The sequence below is a fragment of the Streptomyces sp. NPDC027185 genome (assembly GCF_055567035.1).
Genome location: NZ_JBVHRF010000002.1, coordinates 409,604 through 422,719, shown reverse-complemented (window position 1 = coordinate 422,719; position 13,116 = coordinate 409,604). Strand labels below are relative to the sequence as shown.

The following is a 13,116-nucleotide window of genomic DNA, read 5'->3' as shown; positions in this document are numbered from 1 at the left end:
CCGATTGTTGTTCACTCATTCGCGTGGCCGGGCAGGTGTTGCCGAGCCACTGCGCGGAGCCGGTGGAAAGGTCGTTTCCCGGATCATGGGGGCGGGCCGGGACATTCGTCGCGCCGCGCAAAGCCGGGCTGTTTCCCTTCGCGGAAGTGTGCACTGCTGCGGTTTCGCGCAGGTTCGCCCCGCGAGCGGAAACCGAGCCGGACCCGCGCGCCACACGGCGTGGGCAGGCGAGAAACAGGAATGCGAGCAGCGGTGCGGAAGAAGCGGCTTCGGGGCAGCGCAGGGAAGCCGGGTACACCGGCCCGACCGGTCCCGGTACCGGACACGGGCACGGGCCCCGGCGCGGACGCGGCGGCCGGTGGTGACCGGACGGGCAGGCGTCCCGCGCGCGTGCGCAACCGTCTGATGGGCGCGGTGGCGGTGGTCGCGGTCGCCGTGGCCGGCGCCGGCGCCCCCGGCATCAGCGCCGCGGTGGACGACACCCACACCAGCCAGCGCCTGGTGGACCTCGCCCAACTCGACGCACGGGCCATCGCGCTCTCCCACTCCCTCGCCGACGAACGCGACGTCATGACGTCGTACGTCGCCACCGGACGCGGCGGGAACACCGCCGCCGGGTACGCGTCGCTGCGCGCCCGCGTCGACCGGCAGCTGCGCGATCTGCGCGCCGCGGCGCAGGGCGCGGCCGGTGAGACCGCCGTCTACACCACCGCCGAGAAGCAGCTCGCCACGCTGGCGCAGACCCGCCAGGAGGCCCTGGCCGGACCGACCACCGCGGACGCCACCTACGAGGCGTACACCCGCACCCTCCAGGCGCTCGGCGCCATCGCCGACGACATCGCCCGCTCCCTGCCCGGACGCGCGGACGCCGACGACGCCGGCACCCGCGCGCTGCCCGCGCTGGGCCGCGCCGTCGAACAGGCCGCCGGGACCCGCGCACTGCTGCTCGCGGCGCTGCGGGCGGGCGGCGAACAGCCCCGCCTGACCGCCGCCGCCCAACTCGCCCACCTGCGCGAACAGGGCGCCCTCGCGGACTTCACCCAGCTCGCCGGGGAAGCCGCCCAGGACCGCTACGACGCCACCGTCAACGGCGCCGACGTCACCACCGCCGAGCGGTACCTCACCCGCCTCACCGACCAGCCGCGTCTGGACGCCGCCGACACGGCGCTCAGCCGCTCGCGGGTGCAGGCCAGCCTCACCGCCCGTACGGATCTGATGCGCGGCGTCGAGTCGGCCCTGGCCACCCAGGAGATCCAGCGCCTGTCCGCCCTGCGCGACGACGACGTCACCGCGCTGGAGATCGAGATCGCGCTGGTCGGCATCTGTCTGCTGCTCGCGCTCGGCGTCTCGGTCTCCGCCGCCCGCTCCATGACCCGTCCGCTGGCCGCGCTCCGGCTCGGCGCCAGGCGGGTCGCCGCCGACCCGGCGCACGAGGAGCCGATCGCCTTCAAGGGCCGCAACGACGAGTTCGCCGCCGCGGTCCGCTCCGTCAACGCCCTGCACGCGCAGGTCGCCGAGGTCGCCCGGCGCACCGCCGAGCTGGAGGGCGAGCGCGGCCGGCTGATCACCGCCCGGCAGCGCCTCGCCGACGAGCGCGAGGTCCTCGACGGCGAACGGGCGGCGCTCAAGACCGAGGTCGCGGAGTTGACCGAGCGGCTGGCGACGCTGCGCACCGGGGTGCACGGCCGGTACGTCAACCTCGCGCTGCGCACCATCAGCCTGGTCGAGCGGCAGCTCCACGTCATCGAGTCGATGGAGGAGCAGGAGCAGGACCCCGAGGCCCTGCAGACCCTCTTCAAGCTCGACCACTTCGCCGCGCAGATGCGCCGCTACAGCGAGAACCTGCTGGTCCTGGCCGACACCGAGCACGGCACCAGCAACGCCGGCCCGGTGCCGCTGCTGGACGTGCTGCGCGCCTCGGTCAGCGAGATCGAGCGGTACGACCGGGTGGTCATCCAGGCGCTGCCGCCGCACGCGCAGGTCGCCGGGTTCGCCGCCGACGACGTCAGTCACCTGGTCGCCGAACTCCTGGAGAACGCCACCGCCTTCTCCCCGCCGGAGGCCCATGTCGAGCTGTCCGGCTGGCTGCTGGAGACCGGTGAGCTGATGCTCTCGGTGCAGGACGAGGGCATCGGCATGACCGCCGAGCGCCTCGCCGAGCTGAACGAGCGGCTCGCCGACGCGGAGACCGCGTCCACCTCCGAGACCATCGACGACGCCCTGGGCCTGGGCCTGTACGTCGTGGTGCGGCTCGCCGCCCGGCACGGCGTCCGGGTGCAGCTCCGCGCCCAGCAGCAGGGCGGCGTCACCGCCGTCGTGGTGCTGCCCGGCTCGATCCTGCCGACCCGTCCGGGCCCGGTGAACACCCGCGCGGGCGCCCCGGCCCCCGGCCCGGCCCTGCCCGGCTCGGTCGCCGAGGCGAACTCCAACGCGCTCCAGTCGCGGGTCCCGCGCGCCGACCCGTCCGCCCTCCCGAAGCGCGGCGCGACCCCGGCGCGGCAGGCCCCGGCCCCGGCGCCCACCGGGCCCGTCCCCGCGCAGCCCGCGCCGGCACCCGCCCCGCAGGCCCACCCCGCGCCGGCACCCGCCCCGCAGGCCGACCCGCTGGTCGCCGCCGCCGAGCGCGCCATCGACGCGGCCGGCCTCCCGGACCGGGGCGCCCCCGCCGGCCCGGCGGCCCCGCAGGCCCCCGCCGCGCCCCCCGCACCTGCGACGCCCCAGGCGCAGTCGCCCGACGGGCCGCAGGCACCGACGGAGCCGCAGGCACCGGCCCCGCGGCCCCCGGGCGCGCAGTCGCCCGCCGCCCCGGGCGCCCCGGGCGCGGCGCCCGGCCGTCCGGCCCCGGCCGGTCCCGTCGCCCCGTACGCCGAGGCGCCCGCCGGGCCGCGGACGCCCGCGCCGCAGGCGTCCGGCATACCGCAGGCACCGGCGCAGCCGCAGGCACCCGCGGCCCCGCAGCCGTCCGGCGCGGACGGCGGCAGCCCGTACGGGCCGCGGTCGTCCGGCCCGTACGGGCCCGGCACCGGCAGCCACCGCCGTCCGGAGGCGCCCGCCGCCCCGGCCGACCCGTACGCCATCGGGCCCGACCAGCACAGCCGGCCCGCTCCGGCCCCGGAGACCGGACCGGTGGCCGCACCGCACGGCGGTGAGGCCGCGGCGGGGGCGGGGGAGCAGCCCGCGGTGCCCGAGCAGCGCCGTACGGACATGGGCCTGCCCAAGCGGACGCCGAAGATCGTCGCGCCGAAGGCGACCAACGCCGCACCGCGCAAGAGCGGCACGGCCAACGCGGAGGCGCTGCGCCGGCGGCTCGGCGGCTTCCAGCAGGGCGCGCGCTCCGGCCGCCGTGAGGTCGAGGCGGAGCTCGCGGGCGGGACCGAAGGACTGTTCGGGGGCGCGCCGCAGCCGGCGGCGCAGCCCGGGACCGGGCAGCAGACCAACGCAGAGAAGGACACCGACGGAGCGGGGGCCCCGGGTAAGAGCCACATGGCCGAGGAGGCACGCGATTGATGGCCCGAGTACCCATTGCCCACGGAGCAGGCCGGAGCACCCAGGCCCGGAACCTGCACTGGCTGCTGACCAATCTCGTCGACGAGGTCCCGGGGATCCTCTCCGTGGCCGTCGTCTCCTCCGACGGGCTGCTGCTGCTCTCCTCCGACCCCGGACGGAACGAGGCGGCGGGCCGAAGCACCGGCGGGGGCCCGAGCGGCTCCAGCGCCGATCTGGCCACCATCGTCTCCGGACTGGGCAGCCTCACCTCCGGCGCCGCCAAGCTGATGTCCGGCGGGCTGGTCAAACAGACCATGGTCACCATGGACGAGGGCAGTCTCTTCGTCATGTCGATCAGCGACGGTTCGCTGCTCGGCGTGCACGCCACCCCGGACTGCGACATGAGCGTCATCGCGTACCACATGGCGCTCTTCGTCGGCCGGGCCGGACATGTCCTCACCCCCGAACTCCGCAGCGAACTGCGTAAGTCGATGGAGAGCGCCCAGTGAGCACCACACCCCAACTCCCCGTGCGCGGCGGGGACCGCAAACCCGCGCGCGTACGACCGTATTCACTGACCGGCGGCCGGACCCGCTTCGGTCACGTCCTGCTCGTCGAGACGTTCGTGGCGGCGCTGGACGCGCCCGGGGAGCGGCCGGAGCTGACCTCCGGTGGCTGGGGCGACCGGGTCATGCCGGAGATGCGCGCCATCGTGGAGCTGTGCCGCCGGATGCGTTCGGTGGCGGAGATCTCCGCGCTGCTCAAGATGCCGCTCGGCGTGGTCCGGGTGCTGCTGAGCGACCTCGCCGACCAGGGAAAGATCCGCGTCTACGGCACCGGGCACGGCACCGGCCGGCCCGACCGCGCGCTGCTGGAAAGGGTGCTGAGTGGACTTCACAGGCTCTGACACGATAACGGCCGGTGCGGCGGGCTCGGACGTGGACCTGTTCGCCGGCGGTGCGCAGTCCGCCGCCGACGCGGGCCTGCAGAGCTGGCAGACCGACCGCTCCCGGGCCCCGATCGCCACCAAGATCGTGGTGGCCGGCGGTTTCGGCGTCGGCAAGACCACCTTCGTCGGCTCGGTCTCGGAGATCACCCCGCTGCAGACCGAGGCGGTGATGACGCAGGCCAGCGCGGAGACGGACGATCTGTCCGCCACGCCGGAGAAGAAGACCACCACGGTCGCGATGGACTTCGGCCGCATCACCCTCGATCAGGAGCTGGTGCTCTACCTGTTCGGCACGCCCGGACAGCAGCGCTTCTGGTTCATGTGGGACGACCTGGTGCGCGGGGCGATCGGCGCGATCGTGATGGCGGACACCCGGCGCCTGGAGGACTGCTTCCCGGCGCTCGACTACTTCGAGAGCTGCCAGCTGCCCTACGTCGTCGCCGTCAACCACTTCGAGGGAACACCGATGTACGCGGTGGAGGACGTACGGGACGCGCTGACGGTGCCCCCGCACGTACCCGTCGTGATCATGGACGCGCGGAGCCGGCCCACGGTCGTCGAATCGCTGCTGGCACTGGTCGGCCACGCGCTGGCCGAAACGCCCGAATAGGCTTCCCGCCGGCACCGACCCCACCCCCCTCCCCGAAGCAGCAGCAACGCAGAGAAGAGCCCGCCATGCGGAAGATACTCGTCGTGGGAGCCGGCCAGTCCGGCCTCCAGCTCGCCCTTGGCCTCCAGTCCAAGGGGTACGAGGTCACCCTGATGTCCAACCGCACCTCCGACGAGATCCGCTCCGGCCGGGTCATGTCGACGCAGTGCATGTTCCACACCGCCCTCCAGCACGAGCGCGACCTCCAGCTGAACTTCTGGGAGAACCAGGCCCCGCGGATCGAGGGCCTCGGCGTCTCGGTCGCCGCCCCCGGCAGCTTCGAGTCGCCCGAGGGCTCCCAGCGCGCCATCGACTGGGTCGGCAAGCTCGACGGCTACGCCCAGTCCGTCGATCAGCGGGTCAAGATGGCCGGCTGGATGGAGACCTTCGCGCAGCGCGGCGGTCAGCTCGTCATCCACGGCGCCGCCGTTTCCGACCTGGACTTCTTCGCCTCCCGCTACGACCTGACGCTGGTCTCGGCGGGCAAGGGCGAGCTGGTCTCGATGTTCGGCCGTGACGCGTCCCGTTCGCCGTACGACGCCCCGCAGCGCGCGCTGGCCGTCGCGTACGTCCACGGCATGGGGCCGCGTCCGGAGCACCCCGAGTTCGACGCGGTGCGCTGCAACCTCGTGCCGGGCGTCGGTGAGCTGTTCGTCATGCCGACGTTCACCAACACCGGCCGGGCGGACATCCTCTTCTGGGAGGGCATCCCCGGCGGGCCGCTCGACGCGTTCCAGGGTGTCAAGGACCCCAACGAGCACCTGGCGCTCACCCTCGAACTGCTGGAGAAGTTCCTGCCCTGGGAGTACGCCCGCTGCACGAAGGTCGAACTGACCGACGCGCAGGGCACGCTGGCCGGGCGGTACGCCCCGACCGTGCGCAACCCCATCGGCCGGCTGCCCTCCGGCGGTCTGGTCCTCGGTGTCGCGGACGTCGTCGTCGCCAACGACCCGATCACCGGCCAGGGCTCCAACTCCGCCTCCAAGTGCGCCCACGCCTACCTGCAGTCCATCGTCGAGCGCGGTGACCAGCCGTTCGACGCGGCGTGGATGCAGGCCACCTTCGACCGCTACTGGGAGACGGCGCAGCACGTCGTGAAGTGGACCAACGCGATGCTGGCGCCGCCGCCCGAGCACGTGCTGAACCTGATCGGCGCCGCCGGGCAGATCCAGCCGGTCGCCGACCGCTTCGCCAACGGCTTCAACGACCCGGCCGACTTCGACAACTTCTTCTTCGAGCCCGAGAAGACCGCGGCGTACCTCGGCTCGTTCGGCGGTCCGGCCGCCTGACCTCCGGCCGCGCCCACCGCTTCGCCGTCCGCCGTCCCCGGCTCAGTGCCCGGGGGCGGCGGACGTCGCGTATCCGGCGTCCGCCGCGCCGGGCGCCGGGCCGTCCGCCGTGACCTGGCGGGGCGCGGACCAGCCGGTGACCGGCCGGGCCTCCGGGTCGGGGCGGACGGCGCCGAGCGGCGGGTTGGCGGCGAGCGGCGAGAGACGGACGGCGGTGCCCGGACGCGGCGCCTGGACGACCTTGCCGCCCCCGACGTACAGCGCCACATGGGTCGCGCCGGGGAAGTAGACGACGAGGTCACCGGGGCGCAGCCGGTTCAGCGGGACGCGCGGCAGCCGTTTCCACTGCTCCTGGCTGGTGCGCGGGACGGCCCGCCCGGCGTGCGACCACGCCTGCGAGGTGAGGCCCGAGCAGTCGAACGCGTCGGGCCCGGCGGCGCCCCAGACGTACGGTTTGCCGATCTGGCGCAGTCCGTAGGCGACGGCCCGGTCGCCCGCTGACGAGGGGGCGCCCGCCGCGCCGAGGGCGCCGCGCGAGACCAGCGCCCGCTGCGCGGTGGCGGCGCCGTCGCGCTCCAGCCGGTCGAGCGCGGTGAGCTGGTCGTCGGAGAGCCGGGCGAGCAGCCGCTCGACGTCCTTCAGCCGCTGCTGCACGGTGGTCCGCTGCCGGGCGCGCTGTGCGGTGAGGGTGCGCTGCCGGGCGAGAGCGGCGTCCGCCTGCCGGGCCAGGGTGTCGGCCCGCCGCGCGCCGCGGGCCGTCCGCTCGACGGTGGCGGCGGCCTCGGCGGCGGCGGTGCGCAGCAGATGGCCGCGGTCCATGGCCTGTTCCGGGTCGGCGGCGAGCAGCACCCGGACGTACGAGGCGAGGGTGGCGGGGCCGCCGCCCTGGTACTGCTGGCGGGCGAGGCGCCCGGCGTCGGCGCGGGCCCCGGCGAGCCGGGCGCGGGCCTGTCGCAGCTGCGCGCCGAGGCGGTTGGCGCGGCTCTGCGCGGTCCGCAGCGCCTCCTGGGTGGCGTTGTACGCCTCGGTCGACTCCTCGGCGGAGCGGTAGAGGCCCTGGAGCCGGCGGAGGAGAGCGGCCGGACTCGTGGCGCCGGGGGCCGGGTCGTCCGGAGAGGCGGCCGTCGCCGCCGGGTCCGGTGCGGGCGCCGCGGCGGCGGGGGCCGCGGGTGCGGTCAGCGCGGTCGCGCCGAGGAGCAGCGCGGCACCGGCCGACCGCAGGGAGCGCGACGACCACGGCAAGGGACCGGACCTCATCTGACCACCTCCGACGCCGGCGGCCGGTGCCCCGGGACACCCGGTGCGCCGGCCGCCCGCCCGTTTCCGTGACGTGCGGACGGAGGGATGCTGCCACGGAGGGGGGCGATTTTCGTACGAAGGCGGGGGAAGTGGACGGCCGGCTCACCCGATCGGCGCCGGACGGGGGCGTGACCGGATCTCCGGGCCACGCTCCGTCCCGGAGGTCCGGGCCGATCGGCGGACGGCTGCGCTCAGCGGCCGAAGTAGGCGTCGAAGTTCTTCTGGAACTCGTAGTTGTGGAAACGGTCCCAGTTGATCGACCAGGTCATCAGGCCACCGAGGTCGGGCCAGGCGCCGTGCGGGGTGTAGCCGCCGCAGTCGGTGTTCCGGGTGAGGCAGTTGAGGGCCTTGGTGACGTCGCCGGTGGAGGTGTGGCCGTTGCCGGCGTTGGGCGAGGCGGGCAGGCCGATCGCCACCTGGGAGGGTTTGAGCGGCGGGAAGACCTTGTCCTTGTCGCCCGCCACCGGGAAGCCGGCGAGCAGCATGTCCGTCATCGCGATGTGGAAATCCGCGCTGCCCATGGTGTGGTACTGCTCGTCCAGCCCCATGATCGGGCCCGAGTTGTAGTCCTGGACGTGCAGCAGCGTCAGATCGTCGCGGAGCGCGTGGATCACCGGCAGGTACGCCCCGGCGCGCGGGTCCTGACCGCCCCAGGGGCCGGAGCCGTAGAACTGGTGGCCCAGCTGGACGAAGAAGGTCTCCGGCGCCATCGTCAGCGTGAACTTCTCGCCGTACTTGGCCTTGAGCGACTTCACCGCCGCGATGAGGTTGACGACGGAGGGCGTGGTGGGCTTGGTGAAGTCGGTGTCGCCCTCGTCGAGGGAGAGGGAGTGGCCCTCGAAGTCGATGTCGAGGCCGTCGAGTCCGTAGCGGTCGATGATGGCGCCGACGGACTTCACGAATGTGTCCCGGGCGGCGGCGGTGGTCAGCTGGACCTGGCCGTTCTGGCCGCCGATGGAGATCAGCACCTTCTTGCCCGCGGCCTGCTTCGCCTTGATCGCGGCCTTGAACTCGTCCTCGCTCTCCACCCCCGGGCACTCGCTCCGCGGGCACAGCGAGAAGCGGATGTCGCCGGAGGTGGCGGAGGTCGGCTCGCCGAAGGCCAGATCGATGATGTCCCAGCTGTCGGGGACGTCGGCGAGGCGGGTGTAGCCGGAGCCGTTGGCGAAGCTGGTGTGGAGGTAGCCGACGAGGGTGTGTCCGGCGGCCGCGGCGGCGGGCCGGGCGGCGGCCGGGGCGGGAGCCGGTGCGGCGTGCGCCGGTCCGCTGCCGGCCAGTGCGGTGAGCGCCGCGGTGGTGGCGACGGCGGCGAGCGCGGCGGGCAGGGCGCGGCGCCGGCGGGCGGCGGTGCGGCGGACGCGGGCGGGGCGGGGCGGGCCGGGGCGCATGGCGGGTGCTCCTTCGGTCGACGGCGCGGAACGGTGGCACGGGGCGGTGCACGGGCGGTGGCGCGGTGTCGAGACGGGGGAGGCCGCCCCTGAAGGGGTCGGTCCGGTCAGGGAGGCGGGGCGGCTCCCCCGAGCAGGAAGCAAACAGGACTAGACCATTGAGTGTCAATGGTCCGGACCAGAGGGGAATCGGGGTGCGAGGAACGGGGGTTGGCCGCGGGGGCGCAGAGGAACGGGCGCGGCCGGACCGGGCGCCGCGAGGTGCGCGGGGCGCGGGACGGGCGTCGCGCCGGAGGGCGGGTGCCGACCGGATCCGCGCGGTGGGCGCTCACCGGGCCGACGCGCCCGCCGTCCGCCGGGCCCGCGCGGCAGGGCGTCTCAACTCTCCCTGGACCAGGGCCACCTGATCCGCCGCAGACCGGACTCCCCGGCCGGGTCGTACACGTAACGCCAGCCGCGTGGCAGGCCGAGGCGGCCGGCCGGGCCGGGGACGCGGCGGTAGACGTGCACCGTCGGCGGGGTGCCGTCGTCGTGCGGGACCGGCACGGTGTACACCTTCGGCGGGCGGCCGGTCGCGCCGGTCAGGACCGGCAGGACGCGGCCGTCCAGCGGCCCGCCGGTGAACGGGGTGTTCTCGCTTCTCACGGCCCCAGTGTCACACCGGCGGCGGGGCCGTGGCGGGTCGGCGCGGGGCGGTCGGCGGCGCCGGGGGCCGGGCGCGTCCGCCCGGGGCACGTGCGGAGCGCCGGAGTTCCCGGCCGGAGCCGGTCCGGACGTGGCCGGTGGCCGGGCCGGGTGCGGCGGTACGGCCGGGGCGCGGTCACGGTGCGGCGCCGGATCGGCCGCGCCCCGGCCACCGCCCCGCCCCGTCAGAGCAGATGCCCCGCGTCGCCGAGGACCGGGAGGGCGCGGCGGGCCAGGTCGCCGACGCGGCCCTCGCGGGTCTCCAGGGCCAGGACCCGCCGCACCACCCGGGCGGTCTGCGGGTCACGGGCCGCTGTCGAGGTCAGCATGGCCATGAAGTGGTCGACCAGCCAGTCCCGCAGTTCGCCCAGGTCGGGGTGTTTCTCCTCGTCCAGCCAGATCAGCGAGGCGGCCTCCACCGTCGTGATCCACATCCGGACCGTCATCCGCAGCGGACGGCCCGGCTCCGCCTCGCCGAGGTGGTGCAGGATGTGGTCGGCCGCGGAGCGCCGGATGCCGTCCACGATCGCCGACGTCCGTGACGTCTCGACCACGCTCCCGCCCTGGAGCAGGGCGCTGAACCCGGTGTCGTGCTCGTCGACGAAGGCGAGGTAGCGGTCGAGGGCGTGGGAGAGGCGCTGGGTGGCGGGGCCGGTCTCCGGCTCGTCGAAGCAGTCCTTCAGGGCGTCGGCGGCGGTGTGCAGCGCCGCCTCGTACAACTGCTGCTTGCCGCCGGGGAAGTAGCGGTAGACCAGCGGGCGGGAGACGCCGGCGGCGGTCGCGACGTCGTCGAGGGTGACGTCCTCGGGCGCGCGGTGGGCGAACAGGCCCAGCGCGGCGCTGAGGAGTTGGCTACGGCGCTGCTCCACGCCCATCCTGCGGTAGGCGGGTCGGGGTACTGCTGGGGCGGTGCCGCTGCCGTTCATGGACAGCAGCGTATCGGCCCCGTGTTCGCGGCCGCACAGCTCCCCGGGGGCCTGCCCGCCGGGCCGCGCGGATCAGGCCAGCAGCCCGGAGCTGCGCCACAACTTGCGGCCCGCGCCGCGCAGTACGCCGATCTCGTCGAGGAAGTCGGTCAGCCGCTTCGCGCCGGACTGCATGACCTCGCGGCGGTGCCCGCTCGCCCTGACCTGCGCGACGGCCTCCCGCCGGTCCAGCCCGACATCGCTGTAGACCCGCGGGTTGACGAACGCCACGGAGAAGACCCGCGCCGCCTCGCCCGCGCTGACCCGGGTCAGCTCCCGCTCCCAGCGCGGCGCGGTCACCATCTGCCGCCGCAACTCCTCACGGGCGTAGCGCACATGGCGCGCCTCCTCGACGACGTGGATGCGGGTCACCCCGCGCACCAGCGTCTGCACCCGCTCGTCCGGGAAGGTCAGCCGCTGCATCCAGTCGAGGATCTCCTCGCCGAGCAGGGTGCAGGCGAACGAGCCGGGCGTGGTGGAGATGGTCTTGAGGAGCCGGGCGAGGTTGTGGTTGAGGCGCGAGACCGGGTACGCGGGCGCGCCGCTGCGGGTGATCAGCCGCGCGAACATCTTCGAGTGGCGGCACTCGTCCGCGATCTCGGTGAGCGCGTAGCGGACGTGCGCGCTGGTCACGGGCTTGTCGTAGATGTGCCGGACCAGCAGCTGCATCAGGATGATCTCGAACCAGATGCCCAGGGAGGCCAGGGACGCGGCCTCGTGGCGGGAGAGGTCCTGCTGCTGTTCCACGGACATCTTGTGCCACAGGGGCGTGTCGTAGAGGGAGACCAGCTCCGGGGGCCAGTACCACTTGCCCGCTTCGAGCGGGGCGTCCCAGTCGAGTTCGGTGTCGGGGTCGAAGGAGTGCTTGGCGGAGGAGTCGAGCAGGCGCTCGGCCACCTGTTCCCGGTCCTTGAGGAGCCCGAGGGCGTCCCGCAGGACTTCGGTGTCCGGCACGGTCATCGCGGTCGTCGCGCTCGTCATGGCTGTGGCTACCTCGCTGTGGGGTTACCGGCGGTCACGTCTTATGAGACTGCCTGTCAGCAAGGTCGTCAATCCCTCTCACACGACTTCTTGACCCGCCGGTAAGGAGCGTGTGAGCCTGCGGGAGAACCCGCCGCCGCACCGCCTGTACGGCGCGTCCACGGCCGGCGGGCGGAGCGTGACGACAGGTTCCAGCAGCCCGGTGAGCCGAGGAGGCCCCCGTGTCGAGCCGCGAGACCTACACCCAAGACCCCGGCGACACCCTCCTGTGGGAGGTCCCCGCCACCGGTGCCGCCCGCTTCACCTGGGAGTACGACGAGGGGCGCGCCCGCCTCCTCGCCCTCTACCAGAAGGGCAAGGACAAGCAGTGGGACGCCACCACCCGCATCGACTGGGACCAGGAGGTCGACCCGTTCGACCCGCTCGGCACCCCCGACGAGGCGATCGCGCTGTACGCCACCCCGTACTGGGACAAGATGTCCGCCCGGGAGCGCGGTGAGCTGCGGCAGCACTTCGCGTCCTGGCAGTTCAGCCAGTTCCTCCACGGTGAGCAGGGCGCGATGGTGTGCGCCGCGCGGATCACCGAGGCGGTCCCCGACCTCGACGCGAAGTTCTACTCCGCCACCCAGGCCATGGACGAGGCCCGGCACGCCGAGATCTACAGCCGCTTCCTGCACGAGAAGATCCAGCTGCTCTACCCCGTCAACGACAGCCTGCGCGGCCTCCTCGGAGACACCCTGCGCGACGCCCGCTGGGACATGCCCTACCTCGGGATGCAGGTGCTCATCGAGGGGCTGGCGCTGGCCGCCTTCGGCATGCTGCGCGACACCACCACCAAGCCGCTGCCGCACCAGATCCTCGCCTACGTCATGCAGGACGAGGCCCGGCACGTCGCCTTCGGCCGGATGGCGCTGCGCGACCACTACCGGCAGCTGTCCGACGCCGAACTGCGCGAGCGCGAGGAGTTCGTCATCGAGGGCTGCTACCTGATGCGCGACCGGCTGCGCGGTCTGGAGGTCCTGGAGAACTTCGGCGTCCCGCACGCCGAAGCCGTCGACCTCACCGAGCGGTCGGAGTTCCTGCACCTCTTCCGCAAACTGCTCTTCAGCCGCATCGTGCCGTGCGTCAAGGACATCGGCCTGTGGGGCCCCCGGCTGCGCCGCGCCTACGCCGACCTGGGCGTCCTCGACCTGGGCGACGCGGAGCTGGACGCGCTGATGGACCAGGACGAGGAGATCGCCGAGCAGCTGGACGCGCGGCGCTTCGCCGCCGAGGAGGCGGACCGCACCGCGGAGGTCGCCGCGACGGTGGCGGAGGGAGCCGCGCAGGACGGGGGAGCGGGGCGGAGCTGAGGCCGGGCGCGGGCCGGGCCTCCCCGGGTCGGCGGGAGCCCGCCGTCGCGGGAGGCCGCGGCGGTACGGGACGG

At 74.3% G+C, this 13,116-nt stretch carries 10 protein-coding genes and 1 pseudogene; 6 read left to right on the top strand and 5 right to left on the bottom strand.

Annotated features, from left to right (window positions below; translation table 11 throughout):
• Positions 1–390: 390 nt before the first annotated feature.
• From ACZ4M8_RS07030 to ACZ4M8_RS07010, 5 genes are all read left to right on the top strand, one after another.
• Entirely contained in the window at positions 391–3,507 is a 3,117-nt protein-coding gene (locus tag ACZ4M8_RS07030) for a sensor histidine kinase (protein WP_467604025.1), read from the top strand.
• The gene (locus ACZ4M8_RS07025; RefSeq protein WP_467604024.1) at positions 3,507–3,995 is read left to right on the top strand and encodes a roadblock/LC7 domain-containing protein; all 489 of its coding nucleotides are present in this window, start codon (positions 3,507–3,509) and stop codon (positions 3,993–3,995) included. The genes ACZ4M8_RS07030 and ACZ4M8_RS07025 overlap by 1 nt, the downstream gene beginning before the upstream one ends.
• Positions 3,992–4,393: a DUF742 domain-containing protein gene (locus ACZ4M8_RS07020; protein ID WP_399085889.1), complete on the top strand. Its 402-nt coding sequence runs from the start codon at positions 3,992–3,994 to the stop codon at positions 4,391–4,393. The genes ACZ4M8_RS07025 and ACZ4M8_RS07020 overlap by 4 nt, the downstream gene beginning before the upstream one ends.
• Positions 4,394–4,424: 31 nt before the next feature.
• Positions 4,425–5,045: a GTP-binding protein gene (locus ACZ4M8_RS07015; protein ID WP_467604021.1), complete on the top strand. Its 621-nt coding sequence runs from the start codon at positions 4,425–4,427 to the stop codon at positions 5,043–5,045.
• A gap of 65 nt (positions 5,046–5,110) precedes the next feature.
• The gene (locus ACZ4M8_RS07010) at positions 5,111–6,373 is read left to right on the top strand and encodes a styrene monooxygenase/indole monooxygenase family protein (protein ID WP_467604020.1); all 1,263 of its coding nucleotides are present in this window, start codon (positions 5,111–5,113) and stop codon (positions 6,371–6,373) included.
• A 42-nt stretch (positions 6,374–6,415) separates the two neighbouring features.
• Here the strand turns inward: ACZ4M8_RS07010 and ACZ4M8_RS07005 are convergent, their stop codons facing one another.
• The 5 genes and pseudogenes from ACZ4M8_RS07005 to ACZ4M8_RS06985 all read right to left on the bottom strand — a co-directional run bounded on the left by ACZ4M8_RS07005 (position 6,416) and on the right by ACZ4M8_RS06985 (position 11,690).
• On the bottom strand, positions 6,416–7,630 hold the full coding sequence (locus ACZ4M8_RS07005) for a C40 family peptidase (RefSeq protein WP_467604018.1): 1,215 nt from the start codon (positions 7,628–7,630) through the stop codon (positions 6,416–6,418).
• A 233-nt stretch (positions 7,631–7,863) separates the two neighbouring features.
• Positions 7,864–8,871, bottom strand: a pseudogene (locus ACZ4M8_RS07000) (chitinase); the annotation flags it as partial.
• 567 nt (positions 8,872–9,438) lie between these two features.
• On the bottom strand, positions 9,439–9,705 hold the full coding sequence (locus ACZ4M8_RS06995; protein ID WP_467604015.1) for a hypothetical protein: 267 nt from the start codon (positions 9,703–9,705) through the stop codon (positions 9,439–9,441).
• A gap of 224 nt (positions 9,706–9,929) precedes the next feature.
• Positions 9,930–10,670: a TetR/AcrR family transcriptional regulator gene (locus ACZ4M8_RS06990; RefSeq protein ID WP_467604014.1), complete on the bottom strand. Its 741-nt coding sequence runs from the start codon at positions 10,668–10,670 to the stop codon at positions 9,930–9,932.
• A 72-nt stretch (positions 10,671–10,742) separates the two neighbouring features.
• Positions 10,743–11,690 (bottom strand): AurF N-oxygenase family protein, encoded by a 948-nt coding sequence (locus ACZ4M8_RS06985; RefSeq protein WP_467604013.1) that lies wholly within the window; start codon positions 11,688–11,690, stop codon positions 10,743–10,745.
• Positions 11,691–11,911: 221 nt separating this feature from the next.
• Between ACZ4M8_RS06985 and ACZ4M8_RS06980 the strand changes: the two genes are divergently transcribed.
• On the top strand, positions 11,912–13,042 hold the full coding sequence (locus ACZ4M8_RS06980; protein ID WP_467604011.1) for a ferritin-like domain-containing protein: 1,131 nt from the start codon (positions 11,912–11,914) through the stop codon (positions 13,040–13,042).
• Positions 13,043–13,116 lie beyond the last annotated feature (74 nt).

Coding starts and splice junctions, on each gene's coding strand:
- ACZ4M8_RS06990 (WP_467604014.1), bottom strand. CDS start 10,670: ATGAACGGCAGCGGCACCGCCCCAGCAGTACCCCGACCCGCCTACCGC.
- ACZ4M8_RS07005 (WP_467604018.1), bottom strand. CDS start 7,630: ATGAGGTCCGGTCCCTTGCCGTGGTCGTCGCGCTCCCTGCGGTCGGCC.
- ACZ4M8_RS07010 (WP_467604020.1), top strand. CDS start 5,111: ATGCGGAAGATACTCGTCGTGGGAGCCGGCCAGTCCGGCCTCCAGCTC.
- ACZ4M8_RS06985 (WP_467604013.1), bottom strand. CDS start 11,690: ATGACGAGCGCGACGACCGCGATGACCGTGCCGGACACCGAAGTCCTG.
- ACZ4M8_RS07025 (WP_467604024.1), top strand. CDS start 3,507: ATGGCCCGAGTACCCATTGCCCACGGAGCAGGCCGGAGCACCCAGGCC.